The sequence below is a fragment of the Kineococcus esterisolvens genome (assembly GCF_050871405.1).
GTDB lineage: Bacteria > Actinomycetota > Actinomycetes > Actinomycetales > Kineococcaceae > Kineococcus.
Map to the genome: position 1 here is coordinate 1 of NZ_JBJLRI010000083.1, position 15,814 is coordinate 15,814.

The window sequence follows — 15,814 nt, forward strand, 5'->3', positions numbered from 1 at the left end:
CGCGCCTTCTCACGACCGGCGGGCGCACGGTCTATCGTCAGGCCTCGCTGGGCCCGGAGAGCACAGTGCTGACCCGCCGGCCGCCACCACCACCGAGCCTGCCAGAACAGGACCGGCTGCACCCATGGGAGAGCACGCAGGATCCAGGTGGGTACAGCGGAAAGGCTTGGTCGCCTCCATCGTCCCCGACCAGGTCCTGCGTGCCCCAACAGCTTCGCTGCCCTGACCATCCGCAGCTTCACCCCGCTACTGACGAAGGCTCATTGCATCGTGGGCTGGCACGCGATCACCAGCGAGCGCACCGAACAGGTGCTCACCTACCTGCGGATGGCGACGTGACGCCACGAGCACGACGGTACCCCGGTCGCACACGGATTGATCATGCACTCCGGTGCCGGGTCGAAACACACCTCCGTGAATCCGACCGACCACCTCGCCGGCGAGGGCCCCGCCGCCTCCATCGGATCGGTCGGCGATGCCCACGACAACGCGCTGTTGGAGAGCGCGATCGGCATGTGCAAGGCCGGGTGCATCCTCCCGGTCCCTTCCACGACGCGCCGTTGAAGACCGTGTCCGACCTGGAGCTCTCGACGCCAGCGTGTGTGGAGTGGTGGAACAACGCCTGATTGCACTCCACGATCGGATGCACCACTCCGCCGAGGCACGAGCCGCCCACGACGCTGGCCTCACCGCCGCCGAAGTGGATCTGCGGCCAGTGCGAGGACGGTGCGCTGGGACATCACCTCCATGCCTCGCGGCCCGCTCTCCCCCGGGCCGAACAGACCCCAGTGGATCGTCGCCGCGGCGAAGGGCAGCAGAGCCAGGGCGCCGACGACGTTCGCCCACGGGGCCGGGGGTCGCGGGGGTCCGTCCAGAACGCGCTGCCACCGGTCGAGCACGTAGTGCCAGGCCAGTTTCGCCAAGCCCACCCCGAGCAGCGCGAACCCGCCGTACACCAGCGCGAAGAGCCACGGGCTCAAGTCGTCCGTCCCGTCGGTGCGCAGAGCCCCTGTCGCAGCGAGCTGGAGAGCGCTGCCCAGGGTGGGCCCGAGGAGGATCGGTGCCAGCAGCCCCGTCGCTCCGCCGGCCAGGACCACCACGACCCAGCCGGGGACGCGACGTCCCCAGGGGCGGCTCATGGCGACCGCCAGCCCCACGGCGGCCAACTCCAGCACGATGGTGACGACGTTGCCGAGCACCACGCGCGCGCTGTGCAGCTCGGAGATGCCGATCTCGCTCTGCAGTCCGACCGTGCTGCCGGCGAGCCACGGGTCATCATCTCCCTGGTGGGTCCGCCGCTGCTGCACGTGGACTTCGAGTTCGTCCGGATCGACGACATCACCACGCGCATCGACGACCTGCTGGTGCCGTGGGAACGCGACGGGCGGATCAGCACCGCACTCGCCCAGATCCCACCTGCTCCCCCGCAGATCGACTTCCGGTGGATCGAGGACCGCTTCCGGGTGTGGGTCCACCACGGCGCCACGAAGATCGCCCGCGGCGAGCTCTACGAAGTCATCGGCTTCCTCGCCCACCTCCGCGAGACGGTTCTCGGCCCCCTCGTCCGCCGGCGCAACCGACGACTCCTGCAAGGTGTGCAGCGCCTCGAGACCGCCGATCCGGAATCGGCCGCCGAGCTCCGAGCGACCCTCTGCGGGCGCGACGCCGCCGAGGCCGTCAGAGCACTCGCTGCGTGCGTCGAGCTCTACCGCCGATGGACCGACGAGGCCGACGTGGCCTTCGACCGTCGCCGGCGAGCAGAAGCCCTGGCCGTGCAGTTCTCCCACGACGTGGCCGGACACGGGACCGGCCCGTCGGGCAGCCCCACAGCTCGACCTGCTCCTCCGGGCTCGCCCGAGACGTGACCCGGTCGACCGGACAGCGTGATCACGAGAAGGTGGTGCGTCGACCGGCTGGGACGCCTGCCCCGGACGGGACGATGCCCACCCCCGCCCGGCGGGCCCCGACCCGCGAACTCGAAGCGCTGCGGTGCATCGCCGACGCCCGGTCGAACGCGAGGATCGGCGCCAGACGTTCCTCGCCCGGGGTCAGCGCCGAGAGGTGCGCCTCGCAGGCACCGGCCGACTGATCGATCGATCATGGAGTTTCGACCGATCTTGACCGGTGCGCGCGGGAGTCGGCACGGTAGAGCCACCAGGACGGCTCGAGGACGAGGCGCCGTGATCCCCTCGGGAGCCCGCATGAGGACCATCCCCCCTGCTCCGTCGAACGCGGCCGCCGAGGACGTGCACGTGGAGGCACCGGCCTTCGACGCGCACCACCACGACTACGCGCCGTGGGGCTTCTGGGGCCAGGCGTCGCCGGCGGCCCGGCGACGCCAGGAGGACCTGCAGCGGCAGGCGGTCCTGGAGCACCCGCAGTGGTCGATCGGTGAGGACTGCTTCCTCAGCGAACTGGCGGCGGTCCAGGCGGAGCGGCTCGTCATGGGGGATCGCAGCTACGTCGCCGCGCACGCCCACCTGACGGACGAGGTGCTGCTCGGCCGTGACTGCACCCTGAACGCCTTCACCGTCGTGCGCGGCGGGGTGCGCACCGGCGACGGGGTGCGCGTGGGGGCCCACACCTCGCTCCTCGCCTTCAACCACGGCACGGAACCCGGCACCGAGGTGCACCGGCAACCGTTGACGTCCCGGGGCATCACGATCGGCGACGACGTCTGGATCGGCTCGCACGTGGTCGTCCTCGACGGCGTCAGCATCGGCGACCACGCGGTCGTGGCGGCCGGTGCGGTCGTGCCCAGGGACGTGCCTGCGGGTGCTGTCGTGGGTGGCAACCCGGCACGCGTGCTGCGCTGGCGGGTACCGCCCACCGCGCCGGTCGAGCATGTCCCGGCGGACGAGCTGGCGGCCCGGCTGGTCGCCTTCGAGGCCCGGGCCCGCGCCCAGGCGCCCGACGTGCTCGCGGGCAACTGGCACCCCGAGCTGCCCGGTGGGCAGTTCACCGACTCCCCGGGTGCCGCTCCGAGCGTGCGCGCCCAGTGCGACGCGCTCGAGATCGCGGCGCTGCTGCTGGACGGGGCTCCGCCGCAGCTGCCCCTGCAGGAGCAGCTGCAGCGCCTGCGCAGCTGGCAGGACGAGCGCACCGGGCTGGTGCCGCCGCTGGACGCCGACGGCCGTCCCGCCACCGCCGCACCGGACCTGCACGACGGCGACACCGCCTACCACGTCCTGTCCGTGGGTTACGCCCTGGACGTGCACGGTTCCCGCTTCGAGCACCCCGTCCGGGCGGTCGCGGACATGGACGCCGCCACCCTGGTGGCCGCCCTGGACGACCTGCCGTGGCGGGGCGACCCCTGGGGCGCCGGGGCCTGGGCGGACGCCGTGGGCACCGCCTTCCGGTGGAACCTCGCCCGCGGCCTGGAGGGGAGCCCCGGAACCCTGCAGGCCCTGTTCGGCTGGCTCACCCTCCGCACGGACCCGTGGAGCGGGATGTGGGGCGCACCACCCCCCGGGGACGGCGCCCGGCAGCTCGTCAACGGCTTCTACCGCGCCTCGCGGGGCACCTACGCGCAGTTCGGGGTCCCCCTGCCGCACCCCGCGCAGGTGGTGGACACGGTCCTCGCGCACGCGGCCGACCCGCGCTGGTTCGCCCGCGAGGTCCAGGACGCCTGCAACGTCCTGGACGTCGCGCACCCGCTCCGGCTGGCGGGGCGGCAGACGGCGCACCGGCGCGAGGAGGTCGTGGCGCTGGCCCGCCGGCTGCTCGCCGACGCGCTGGGGCACTGGCGCGAGGGACGGGGGTTCCCCTTCCGCGCCGGCCGCACCCCGAGCCTGCAGGGAACCGAGATGTGGCTGGCGATCGTGTGGTTGCTCGCCGACCTCGCCGGCCTCTCCGACCTGCTCGGCTACCGACCCCGGGGCGTGCACCGCCCCGAGCCCGCGATGAGCGCGCACCGCCGCTGATCCCGACCCCGGTGCAGCCGGAACGCGGCCGCACCCACGATCGATGGAGCACGATGAGGAGCCCTCGGATGCCCCGGCCGTTCCCGCAACCGCCGACTGCGCGGACCAGTCGCCGCGCGACGCCCCTGCCACGACGACGGCACCGCCGTCCCGCCCGTCCCCGGTGCCCGCAGCGCTCGTCGTGCCTGCCCGGCCCCGCGGCGAGCCCCAGGTGAGTCGGCCCCGCCTCACCCTGGCGATGGGCGCCACCGCGTACCGCCGCGTCATCGGTGAGGACTTCCTGCGACGGCTGGCCGCGGTGGGCGACGTGAACCCCGGCCTGCTGGTGGAGTTCGACTCCTCCTCGGCGCGTCACGTCCTCGCGGGCACCGACGTGCTGGTGACCGGGTGGGGGTGCCCGCCGCTGACCGCGCAGGTCCTCGCCGCCGCTCCGCGGCTGCGGGCCGTCGTGCACACCGCCGGGTCCGTGCGCCAGCACGTCACGCCCGCGGTGTGGGCACGAGGCATCGCGGTGTCCTCGGCCGCTGCGGCGAACGCCGTGCCCGTCGCGGAGTTCACGCTCGCGGTGGTGCTGCTCGCCGGCAAGGGGGTCCTCGCCTCCGCCGCGGCCTACCGGCGAACCCGCGGTCTCACGGCCACCGCGGTCATCGACGCGGGTGGCAACTTCGGCAGCACCGTCGGCATCCTGTCGGCTTCCCTGGTGGGCCGCCGCGTGGTGGAGCTGCTGCAGCCGCACGACGTGCAGGTCCTCCTGCACGACCCGTACGTGGCCGATGCAGCGGTCCGTGCGATGGGCGCCGAGCCGGTGGGGTTGCCGGAGCTGTTCGAGCGCAGCGACGTCCTGAGCGTCCACACGCCTCTGCTGCCGGAGACCCGGGGGTTGGTGGACGCCGGGCTGCTGGCACGGCTGCACGACGGGGCGACGCTGGTGAACACCGCCCGCGGCGCCGTCGTCGACGCCGAGGCGCTCACCGCCGAACTGCTCTCGGGGCGTCTGCACGCCGTCCTGGACGTGACCGACCCCGAACCGCTGCCGGCGGAGCACCCGCTGTGGGAGTGCGGCAACGTCCTGCTGACCCCGCACGTGGCGGGCTCCGCGGGCAACGAGCTGCACCGCCTCACCGCCTGCGCCGCGGAGGAGGTGGAACGCTTCCTCACCGGGCGGCCCCTCGCGCACCCGGTGAGCCTCGCCGCGCTGGAGCGCTGCGCGTGAGCACCCGGGACGGCGCACCCCTCGTCGACGACACCCCCTCCTCGATCGGAGTCGAACCCGTGAGCCGCAGAACCCGCTTCGCCGTCCTCGGTGCCGGCGTCATCGCCCAGCAGCACAGCACCGTCCTGCACCAGCTCGGCGATGAGGTGGAGCTCGTGGCGGTCGTCGACCCCGTGCGCTCCCGCGCCGAGGCCCTCGCCGCCGAGCCCGGCGCTCAGGTCCACGCCACGCTGGCGGAGGCCTGCGCCACGGTCGACTTCGACGTGACCGTCGTGTGCACCCCCACGGGGATGCACGGCGAGGCGGTCGTGCAGGCGCTCGGCGCGGGCAAGCACGTGGTCGTGGAGAAGCCCGCCGAGGTCTCCACCGAGCGCATCGAGGCGCTGATCGCGGCTCGCGACCGGGCGGGCAGGCTCGTCACCGTCGTCTCCCAGCACCGCTTCGACCCGTCCACCGAGATCGTCGTCGACGCGGTGGCCCGGGGCGGGTTCGGCCGCCTGACCTCGGCGATCGCGTCCGTCGACTGGTGGCGCGGTCAGAACTACTACGACTCCGGCGACTGGCGCGGGACGTGGGCGCTCGACGGCGGCGGCGCCCTCATGAACCAGGGCGTGCACACCGTCGACCTCCTGGTCGCGACGATGGGCCGCCCCGTGGAGGTGTTCGGGTACGCCGGCACGCTGGCCCACGAGCGCATCGAGGTCGAGGACGTCGCGGTGGGCGCGGTGCGCTTCGCCTCCGGTGCCCTCGCCGTGCTGCACGCCTCCACCGCGGTCCACCCGGGGCTGGGCACGCGCCTGCAGGTGCACGGCGACCGCGGTTCCGCCGTCATCGAGGACGACCGCCTGGTGTACTTCCACTCCGCTCCCGACGAGGAGCGGGCGCTCGAGGTGTCCATGGGCGGGAGCAGAGCTGGCACGAACCAGGTGCAGCGGTTCGCCGGTCCCGACGGGACCCTGCCGGGCCCGGTCACGAGCGTGGCGGGGCGGATGTCGGACGCCCACCTGCTGCAGTACCGCAACTTCCTGGCGGCCCTGCGCGGCGAGGAGGAGCTGCGGGTCGGCCTGGAGGACAACCACCGCGCGGTCGGCATCATCACGGGCCTGTACGAGGCCGCCCGCAGCGGGCGGCCCGTGGCCCTCAGCGAGCCGGTCGGCACCGGCCCGCGCAGCCGCTGACCGCCCCGAGCACCCGGAGAGAGGACCTCGATGACGACGCACCGGCACGACGGCCCGCGCAGGATCGCCGCCAACCCCATCCCGTACTGGGCGCGGGGCGGCAAGACCCGGGCGGTCTTCGAGACGGCCTTCCGCGACCTCGCGGAGATCGGTTTCAGGGCCGTCAAGGCCGACGTCCCCGAGGGCATGGGGGCCGGCGAGTACGCCGCCTGGCTCGGCGGGTTCGGCCTCAGCCCGTCACTGGGCCTGTTCAGCAGCCCGCTGGACGAGACGGTGGACATGGGCGGGGTGCTGGAGGAGGCCCGGCGCTTCGCGGGCGTCCAGGCCGAGCTCGGCCTGGACCGCACGATGCTGTCCTCGATGTCGCTGCCCGCCCGCATGCAGGCACCGGCCGTGGGAGCGGACTTCGACGCCGGGCGCCTGGCCCGCGCGATCGAGAACGCCGGACGCGTGTGCGAGGTGCTCATCGCCGGGGGCATCCGTCCCCTGCACCACTCGCACGTCGGCGGAGTGTTCGAGACGGAGGCGGAGGTCACGGCGCTGCTCGACACCCTGGGAGCCGATCTCATCGGTTTCGGCCCGGACACCGGTCACCTGCGCTGGGCGGGAGCCGACCCGGTCGCCCTGATCGAGCGCTACTCCGACCGGATCGGCGGCATCCACATCAAGGACGTCTACCCGGACCACCTGGACGACGCCCGCGCGGACGGCGGGGACTACCGGAGCGTCTCCGGCAGCGGGCGGCTGTGGGCCGAACCAGGCAGGGGCGTGCTCGACCTCGAGGCCGTCCTCGCGGCGCTCCCGGACGACTACGACGGCGACTACATGATCGAGGTCGACCACCCCAGCGTCCCGACGGTCTACGAGTCGCACCAGCTCTCCTACGAGTGGGCCAGGGCGGCGCTGGACCGGCTCCCGCCCGGGGGTCCGGCAGCTTCGGGCGGCGAGGGCCCGTAGGGGGAACCGGCCGTTCCCCGGCGCGGGGAGGCTGCCTCCCACGACCGCGCCCGAGCGTTCCGATCGATCGATCACAGATCTTCCGAGGCCCTGCCCACCGTGTTAATTTCGCTTGCAGATCGTCGGGTGAGATTCCCCCGCACTTCGCGAGACACCCAACGCCGGGAGTCGTCGCACCCCGCCGGGCCCGGTCCTCCCTGGCCCGCCTCAGTCCACGCCGGATCGTCACGTCCCATCCCGGTCCCCTCCGAAACAGCTGACGCGGTAGGAGCTCAAAGGTGAGAGTCAAATCGGCTGACGCCCAGCCACGAGGTGCGGCGACGCCCGCCGCCACGGTGGAGCACACCGCGGCACCACGCCGCACGACACCTCCCCGGCGTCCGCGCCGCCGGATGTCGCGCGACCGGCTCCTCCTGGTGGCGCTGGGCCTGCCTGGCGGGATCGCCCTCGTACTGTTCCAGTACCTGCCGCTGCTGGGCAACGTCATCGCCTTCAAGGACTACCAGCCCTATCTGAGCATCTCCGAGTCGGAGTGGGTGGGGTGGTCGAACTTCTCGTTCCTCTGGGACGGCAACGAGGAGTTCCGCAACGCCCTCTGGAACACGGTCGTCCTCACGGTCATCCAGACGGTGCTCGTCTTCCCCGTGCCCCTGGTGCTGGCGCTCGTGCTCAACAGCCTGGCGGGAGAGCGGTTGAAGCGGACGCTGCAGTCGATCCTCTACCTGCCCCACTTCCTCTCGTGGGTGATCGTGGTCGCGCTGTTCCAGCAGATGCTGGGCAACGCAGGCATGCTGAACACCTTCCTGACCCAGAACGACCTCCCGATCATCCAGGTCATCGGAGTGCCGGAGCTCTTCAAGGCCCTCCTCACCAGCCAGGTGATCTGGAAGGACGCCGGCTGGGGCACGATCATCTTCCTGGCCGCGATCTCCCGGGTCGACCAGGAGCAGTACGAGGCGGCTGCCGTGGACGGAGCGAACTCCTGGCGGCGCCTCTGGCACATCACCCTGCCGGCGCTGAAGGGCCTCATCATCCTGCTGCTCATCCTGCGCCTGGGCAGCAGCCTGTCGGTGGGCTTCGAGCAGATCATCCTGCAGCAGGGCCCGGTCGGCCTGGAGGCCAGCGAAGTCCTCGACACCTGGGTCTACAACAACGGCATCCTCGGCGGCGAGTGGGGGACCTCAGCGGCCGCCGGCCTGGTCAAGGGGGTCGTCGGGCTGCTGCTCGTGATCGGCGCCAACAAGCTGGCGCACGCCTTCGGTGAGAGAGGGGTGTACGAGAAGTGAGCACCACCGAGAATCCGACCATCGGGGACGACACCGTCCAGCAGTTCCGCAAGGACGGCCGGCGGCCACCGTGGATGGAGAAGCCGAGCCCGGTCACCCAGGCGGTCAAGTTCGTCTTCCTGGCCATCTCGGTGGCGTTGGTCATCGTCCCCTTCTGGTCGGTCATCGCCACGTCGCTGGCCAACCAGAGGACCATCAACGAATCCGGCGGCGGCATGGTGATGTGGCCGGGGGGTGGGGTCAGTTTCGACGCCTACACGACCGTCCTGTCCGGTGGTGTCGTCACCCGCGCGGTCCTCATCTCCGTGGGCGTCACCGTGGTGGGGACGCTGCTGTCGCTGGCGGCCACCGCCGGCCTCGCGTACTGGCTCTCGCGCCCCGGCGCCCTGGGGGCCAAGCCGATGCTGATGCTGGTGCTGGGCGCGATCCTGTTCGCCCCCGGCCTGATCCCCAGCTACCTGGTCGTCAAGGAGTTCCACCTGCTGGACTCGCTGTGGTCGCTGATCCTGCCGGTGCTGGTCAACGCCTTCAACGTCATCGTGATGCGGGCCTTCTTCCAGGAACTGCCCAAGGAGCTCTTCGAGTCGGCGGCCATCGACGGCGTCGGCGCGGCCACCACCCTGTTCCGGATCGTGCTGCCGCTGTCGAAGGCGGTGCTGGCCGTCATCGGCCTCTTCTACGCCGTGGCCTACTGGAACGCCTTCTTCAACGCCCTGCTCTACATCCAGTCCAGCGAGAAGTGGCCGATGGCCCTGGTCCTGCGGACCTACGTCGTCAACCAGACGACCATCGGCGGCGAACAGGCCGCCGGTGAGGTCCTGCCACCGCAGCTGCCGCTGCAGATGGCCATCCTGGTGATCGCCATCGTGCCGATCCTGCTGGTCTACCCCTTCATCCAGCGCCACTTCGCCAAGGGCGTCATGATCGGCGCGGTCAAGGGCTGACCGCCCCCCACTGGAGACCGGGCCCAGCGGTCACCGCCGCACCACCCACCGGCCCAGGACGGGCCGGAGCCACCCATCGGGTCGAGGAGGATCCATGTCGAAGAGTGCATTCAGCCGGCGCAGCCTGATCGCCGGAGCCGGAGGTTCCGCCGCCCTGCTCGCTGCCGGCGGCCTCACCAGCTGCTCCAGCGGTGACGGGGGTGGTTCCGGGGGGACCTCCGGGGGCGCCTCCGCGACCCTGCCGACCCACACCCCCTACACCGGGGTGACGCCCGACCTCCCCGGCACCGAGGAAGGTGTCGACGCCGCCTACTACAACTTCCCGGCCGACAACCCGGTCTCGGTGCCGGAGAAGCCCGGGAACGGCGAGACGCTGACCGGGATGGCGAACATCTACTACGCCGTCCCCCCGGGCCCGGGCAGCAACAGCTACTGGGCCGGCCTCAACGAGCGCCTCGGCGTGGACCTGCAGCTGCAGATGGTCAGCGCCGCCGACTACACGCAGAAGTTCCCCACCACGATCGCCGGCAACGACCTGCCCGACATGCTGCAGATCCCGAACGCGCCGGTGCCCAACCTGCCCCAGCTGCTGAAGGCGCGGTTCACCGATCTCAGCGAGCACCTGTCGGGCGACGCGATCAACGACTACCCCAACCTCGCCAACATCCCCACCCGCAGCTGGCTGCCGACGGCCCACAACGGCGGCATCTACGGCGTCCCCATCCCGCGCGGGGCCATCGGCGTCTACCACTTCATCCGCGCCGACCTGTTCGAGGCGGCCGGTGTCTCGACCGAGCCCGGGAGCTACGAGGAGTTCGTCGACGCCACGAAGGCGCTGACCGACCCCGGCCAGCGACGCTGGGCCTTCAGCCTCGTCAACCAGCCCCGTCAGCTGCTGGGCCGGATGAACGGTGAGCCGAACGTCTGGGCCGAGGACGGCGGCCGACTGACCCACATGTACGAGACGGAGCAGTACGCCCAGACCGTCACCGATCTCATCGCGATGTGGAAGTCGGGAGTCATGCACCCCGACTCGTTCAACACGTCCCAGCCGTTCAAGCAGTTGTTCAACGCGGGCACCGTGGCCATCAACGCCGCCGACGGGTACCCGGGTTACATCCAGTACGTGCTCGACAACGCCGGCAACCCGGACTTCCGGCTGGGCCTGATGCCGGTGCACAAGCGCGACGGGAGCGGACTGGCGGAGTGGGCCCTCGGGCCCGGGTACTACTCCATCAACGTGCTGACGAAGCAGGAGGACCCGGAGAAGATCAAGCTGGCGCTGCGGGTGCTCAACTGGCTGGCCGCCCCGTTCGGCACCGAGGAGTACCTCTACCGCCTCTACGGCGAGGAGGGCGTCGACCACACCATGGACGCCGACGGGAACCCGGTGCTGACCCCGACCGGCACCACGAACACCGTGCTCCCCATCCGGTACCTCACCGAGAGCCCGTACAACATCTACGTCCCGGGCCGCCCGCAGGACGCGGAGCAGCAACACGACTACCAGTCGCTGGAGATTCCCGAGGGGATCCCCAACCCCGTGGTGGGCTTCTACTCGGAGACCGCGGCCAGCGCCAACGCAGCGGCGGACATCAACTTCAACGACGGCATCAACGCCATCATCCAGGAGCGGCGGCCGTTCTCGGACCTGCAGAGCCTGATCTCGACGTGGCGGGGCGCCGCCGGGGACGCCATGCGCAACGAGTACCAGGACGCGATGCAGGCCGCGGGCGGGACGAGCACGTGAGCGAACTGCCTGCTCCGCTGGACCTGCTGGAGGCGGCGACGACCGCGTGGGCACCGCACCTGCAGCAGGACGGCACCCTGCACGACCCCGTCTTCGGTGTCCCCACCCAGTACGGCACCGCCTACTACGCGTGGTGCTGCGCGGTGCTCGCCACGCAGCCTGGAGCGGACGCGGGGGGCGGCCACCGGGAACGCGCCGTCCGTGCCTTCACCGCGGCGCTGGCCCACACGGCCGATCCCGGTGCCGAGCCGCACGCGTCCACCTTCGAGCGCCGCACGGCGAGCGTGGCCGGCCGGTTCAGCCACCGGGACTTCACCTGGCCACCGCTGCTGAAGACCCGCTCCGTGCTGGCCGGGCTCGGCGCCCCCCTGGACCCCGAGCTCGGGCGACGGCTGGCCGCGGTGGACGTCACGGAGTCCTTCCGTGCACGGCCACCGTCGAACTGGGCAGCGGTGTGGATGAGCGGGGAGTGGTTGCGCATGCGCGCAGGGCTCTCCCCCACCGGTCCCGAGGAGTTCGACGACTGGCTCGACGTGTTCTTCGCCGGCACGGGGACCGGGTTCGACCTGGAGCTCGGCATGTACACCGAGCACGGCCTGCCGAACGCCTACGACCTCTTCACCCGGACCCACCTGGTGGACCTGCTGGCCGGCGGCTGGGCGGGGCGCAACCGTGAGCGGCTCGAGGAGTTCCTCGTCGCGGGGCTGCGGCGCAGCCTGTCGATGCAGTTGTCGGACGGCTCGATGGCCTCCGGCCACCGCAGCGCCGGGCAGACGTGGGTGCTGGGAGCGCAGGTGGCCCTGTTCACCGCTCACCGCGTGCTGGGTCTGGGAACGCGGGCCGACCTGGACGCCGCCCGGCTGGCGGCGTGGCGCGCCTACACCTCCCTGGCGCAGTGGCAGCGCCCCGGCGGGGTGTTCTCCCCCGTGCAGAACCTGCTGCCACCGCAGTCCCGGGTCGGCTACGAGACGTACACCGCCGACGGGCACTACTCCCCGCTGGCGCTGGCCTTCCTGGCGAGCGCGATCACGGCGGGGTTCGGTGAGGACGAGGCCGCGTCGGCGGTGCAGCTGGACGCACGCCCCGCCGGCTCGCTCGCCGAGGGTTCCCCCACCCACCGCGGCGCCGCCCACCACGGCCGCGTCTCGGTGGCCGTGCAGGCCGCCGCGGACGACACCTACGACGCCAGCGGCCTGGTCGACCTGACCTTCGGGTCCGGGCGCCAGCTGCAGTTCGTCAGCGCCGCCCGCCACCTGTCCGGCGGCCCCTGGCTTGTCCCCGGCCTGGCCACCCGCGCCCAGCCGGGCCCCACCGCCTTCGAGGCGCTGTGCGCGTCGCCGCGCCGGCTGACGGCACCGCTGAGCACCCTGCCGGGTGCCGGGCTGAGCTTCGAGGCCCTGCTGCTCGACGGGGGCACCTGCGACGACGAGGACCGTCCGGGCGCCGGGGCGGCCGGACGACGTCACCGGTGGTCGGTGCAGCTCCACGAGGACGGCATCGAGGTACGCGAGACGCTGGAGGGCTGGTCGCGCTGGCGCACGTTGCTCGTCCCCTACGTGCGCGACCTCGGAGCCGGCCCGGAGACGGCGGTGGAGGTCACCGGCGACGGCGTCCTGTTCCGCCGGGGCCGCGAGCAGGTCCGGGTGCGCGTCCAGGGCGGGCTGGAGCGGGTCAGCGTCCTGCCGCACGGCTACGAGAACCGGCGCGGGTCATGCGGGCTGGTGCGGATCGACCTGGTCGACCCCGGTGAGGAGCTGCGCTGGTCGATGTCCGGGTCGTCGAGCGGCGGCGGTCGGCCCGTCGACGGCTGAGCAGCGCCGGAACCCGCCGGACAGTCGGTGGCGCCCGGGCCGGCACCCCGGGCGCCGCCGACATGCCGACCGCGGTCACCGGCGGCCCGTGGACGCGTTGGACTACGGTGCAGGACGGCGATCAGGGAGCGACCCGGCCGGAAGGGGCATCGGTGGCCATGCTGGGACCCGCGCGGCGACGGGAGGAGATCCTCGCCCTGGTCGGCGCCAGGGGCAGCGCCAGGGTCGCCGAGCTGTCCACGGCGCTCGGGGCCGCCGCCGTGACGATCCGCCGCGACGTGGAAGCCCTCGCGCAGGAGGGCCGGGTCACGCGCCGCTACGGCCTCGTCCTCGCGGCCTGCGAGGCGCCACGGCCTTCACCGCTGGGGACCGTCGTCGCCGTCGCGTCCTACGTGAGCGGCTACATGGAGCAGATCCTGCTGGCGGCCCAGCGCGCGGTGGTCGAGGCCGGGGGCCGCTACGTCCTGGACGTCGCCCCCGACGCGTCCGCCGTCCACCGGTCCTTCGAGCGGGCGGCCGCGACCGAGGGGGTCACGGGTGTGCTCTTCGCCCCGCGGTGGCAGTCGGTCGACGAGGTGACCAGCGACCTGAACGGCGTGCTCGCGCCGCGGCTGCCGCTCGTCCTGCTGGAGCGCTTCGCACCCCGCGGTTCGCTCCTGGCCGCGCGCGACGCGGTCCGCAGCGACCACACCAGCGGGGTGCACCAGGCCCTGTCGCACCTGCGGGCGCACGGTCACCGCCGGGTCCTGCTGCTCAGCCGCGACGACTCCCCCACCGCGCGCACGGTGCGGGCCTGCTTCGCGGAGGCGCAGCGGTCCTTGAACATGCCCGTGCTCTCCAAGCCGTTGCTGAGCTCGGACGGCGCGGACCAGGAGCACCGCGCGCAGGCCCCGGACCCGATCGAGGCGGTCACCCGCTTCGGTGCGACAGCGCTGCTCGTGCACTCCGACGTCGACGCGCTGGCACTGCTCCCCCGGTTCGAGGCGGCCGGCGCCTCGGTACCGGGCGACCTGAGCATCGTCTCCTGGGACGACGTCGTCGCCGGCGTGGGGAGCGTTCCGCTGACCACGATCGCCCCGCCGAAGCGGGAAGTGGGAGCAGCCGCCGTGGAACTGCTGCGCTGGCGGTGCGCGAACCCCGCCGCGCCGGCGCGACGGCTGGAGATCGCGACCCGCCTCATCGAGCGACGCTCGGTGCGTTCGATCGGCCGGTGACGGCTGACGGCACCGACCGCAGCGACCGCTCACGGCCCGCTCCTCCGGACTCGCGTCGGTGCCTCCCCCGGGCGCCCGGGCGCGAGCGCCGGCTGGTTCCCCTGGGCCCCGGGGGGTGCACCTGGCTACCGTGGTCCCGTCAGTGCTCCCCAGCACGGTCGAGGAGGACCGCAACGATGCGCCGGTTTCTGATCGTGGCCAACCAGAGCTTGAACACGCAGCGCGTGGAACAGGCGATCCGCGAACGCGCTGAGGGTGGGGAGTGCGAGTTCTACGTCGTCGTGCCGGCCACACCGCTGCGCGAGCAGGTGGTGGGTCCCGGTGACCGGGCCGCCGACCTCAGCCTGACGCTGCCCGAGCGCAGCTTCGCCCTCGCCCAGCAGCGCCTCGACGACGCCTTGGCGCGGATCGGCACGCTGGGCGTCACGGTCGGCGGCGAGGTGGGTGAGGTCGACGTCGTCGACGCCGCCCGCTCGGCCCTGTCCCGCTTCAGCGCTGACGAGATCGTCGTCTCAACGCTGCCGTCGGGGCTGTCGCGGTGGTTGCGCGCCGACGCGCCCTCCAGGATCGCCCGGGCCACCGGTCTGCCCGTGACCCACGTCGCCGCCGAGCCCGCCAGGCACTGACCCGGCCCGGTCCGGCCCGGGGGCGCTCAGCGCAGCCAGCGGTGCAGGCGCTTGGCGCGCAGGGCCGACCACGCCTCGTCGAAGTCGGCCTCACTGGCCGCGGCGTGGGCTTCCTCCTGCGCGTACAGCCGCCCGTAGGCGAAGGCCGCCTCCGGGCGGGCGGTGTGCGCCAGGTCCTGCAGGCGCTGGCGGGTGACCACCGAGTCCTGGTGCTCGCCGAGCACCTCCTGCACCTCGGTGACGGCGCGGGCGAAGCGGGTGGCGTCCTTGCCGAACACGGCCGCGACCGCCTCGGCGGCGTAGCGCACCTGCTTGGCGGCCTTGCGCGCCTCGTGCAGCAGTTCGTCACGCTCGTGCCCGGACGGCGCGCGCTGCGCTCGGCGCACCAGGTCGTCCAGCGCGGCGTAGGTGCGCGCGACCCGCCGGGGCAGCACCTTGCCGGCGGGGCGCTGCGCCCGGGGCGTCAGCTGCGGCCGGCTGACCAGGTCCTGCAGCGCCTGCAGCAGGCGCCGGTAGCGCTCGGAGTCCAGCTGGGTCAGCAGCTGCTCGTGCGCCTGGCGGTAGGCCGATCCGAGCTGCTCGGCCACCAGGGCCGGGACCGCCCCGGCGTCGGCGGGGTCGGCGGTGTCGGTACCGGCGGGGCGGGGGACGTCGTCGAGGGAGGCCACGGAGCGCACCAGGCGCTCGCGCAGCACCTCGGCGTCGCGGGCGGCGCCGAGCTCGGCGGCCAGCCAGCGCAGCTCGTCGCGCAGCGGCTTGGTCGGTTCGGCCAGCAGCGGCTGGAACGTGGGGGGGGGGGGGGGGGGGGGGGGGGGGGGGGGGGGGGGGGGGGGGGGGGGGGGGGGGGGGGGGGGGGGGGGGGGGGGGGGGGGGGGGGGGGGGGGGGGGGGGGGGGGGGGGGGGGGGGGGGGG

13 protein-coding genes are annotated in these 15,814 nt (G+C 73.0%); 11 read left to right on the forward strand and 2 right to left on the reverse strand.

From position 1 onward, the window contains the following. Positions 1-414 precede the first annotated feature (414 nt). Positions 415-564: a hypothetical protein gene (locus ACRYR8_RS18620; protein WP_432486172.1), complete on the forward strand. Its 150-nt coding sequence runs from the start codon at positions 415-417 to the stop codon at positions 562-564. 122 nt (positions 565-686) lie between these two features. Here the strand turns inward: ACRYR8_RS18620 and ACRYR8_RS18625 are convergent, their stop codons facing one another. After that, entirely contained in the window at positions 687-1,802 is a 1,116-nt protein-coding gene (locus ACRYR8_RS18625) for a hypothetical protein (RefSeq protein ID WP_432486173.1), read from the reverse strand. Positions 1,803-2,201: 399 nt separating this feature from the next. On the opposite strand from ACRYR8_RS18625, the gene ACRYR8_RS18630 reads away from it, so the two are divergent. From ACRYR8_RS18630 to ACRYR8_RS18675, 10 genes are all read left to right on the forward strand, one after another. After that, positions 2,202-3,923 (forward strand): acyltransferase, encoded by a 1,722-nt coding sequence (locus ACRYR8_RS18630; protein ID WP_432485114.1) that lies wholly within the window; start codon positions 2,202-2,204, stop codon positions 3,921-3,923. A gap of 238 nt (positions 3,924-4,161) precedes the next feature. Then, positions 4,162-5,136, forward strand: coding sequence for a hydroxyacid dehydrogenase (locus tag ACRYR8_RS18635; protein WP_432485126.1), 975 nt, complete (start codon positions 4,162-4,164; stop codon positions 5,134-5,136). Positions 5,137-5,195: 59 nt separating this feature from the next. Next, on the forward strand, positions 5,196-6,314 hold the full coding sequence (locus ACRYR8_RS18640; RefSeq protein WP_432485112.1) for a Gfo/Idh/MocA family protein: 1,119 nt from the start codon (positions 5,196-5,198) through the stop codon (positions 6,312-6,314). A 30-nt stretch (positions 6,315-6,344) separates the two neighbouring features. Then, complete coding sequence (locus ACRYR8_RS18645; protein WP_432485110.1) at positions 6,345-7,271, forward strand: sugar phosphate isomerase/epimerase family protein; 927 nt, start codon at positions 6,345-6,347, stop codon at positions 7,269-7,271. 392 nt (positions 7,272-7,663) lie between these two features. Continuing rightward, positions 7,664-8,557, forward strand: coding sequence for an ABC transporter permease (locus tag ACRYR8_RS18650; RefSeq protein ID WP_432485108.1), 894 nt, complete (start codon positions 7,664-7,666; stop codon positions 8,555-8,557). After that, entirely contained in the window at positions 8,554-9,501 is a 948-nt protein-coding gene (locus ACRYR8_RS18655) for a carbohydrate ABC transporter permease (RefSeq protein ID WP_432485106.1), read from the forward strand. The genes ACRYR8_RS18650 and ACRYR8_RS18655 overlap by 4 nt, the downstream gene beginning before the upstream one ends. 94 nt (positions 9,502-9,595) lie before the next feature. Further along, positions 9,596-11,251 carry a type 2 periplasmic-binding domain-containing protein gene (locus tag ACRYR8_RS18660; RefSeq protein ID WP_432485104.1) on the forward strand — a complete coding sequence of 552 codons (1,656 nt, stop codon included), beginning with the start codon at positions 9,596-9,598 and terminating at the stop codon, positions 11,249-11,251. Next, positions 11,248-13,062: a hypothetical protein gene (locus tag ACRYR8_RS18665; protein WP_432485102.1), complete on the forward strand. Its 1,815-nt coding sequence runs from the start codon at positions 11,248-11,250 to the stop codon at positions 13,060-13,062. The genes ACRYR8_RS18660 and ACRYR8_RS18665 overlap by 4 nt, the downstream gene beginning before the upstream one ends. Before the next feature lie 158 nt (positions 13,063-13,220). After that, complete coding sequence (locus tag ACRYR8_RS18670; protein ID WP_432485124.1) at positions 13,221-14,276, forward strand: substrate-binding domain-containing protein; 1,056 nt, start codon at positions 13,221-13,223, stop codon at positions 14,274-14,276. 176 nt (positions 14,277-14,452) lie between these two features. Beyond that, positions 14,453-14,902, forward strand: coding sequence for a putative universal stress family protein (locus tag ACRYR8_RS18675; RefSeq protein ID WP_432485100.1), 450 nt, complete (start codon positions 14,453-14,455; stop codon positions 14,900-14,902). A 26-nt stretch (positions 14,903-14,928) separates the two neighbouring features. Here the strand turns inward: ACRYR8_RS18675 and ACRYR8_RS18680 are convergent, their stop codons facing one another. Continuing rightward, entirely contained in the window at positions 14,929-15,678 is a 750-nt protein-coding gene (locus tag ACRYR8_RS18680) for a CHAD domain-containing protein (protein ID WP_432485122.1), read from the reverse strand. Between the last annotated feature and the right edge of the window lie 136 nt (positions 15,679-15,814).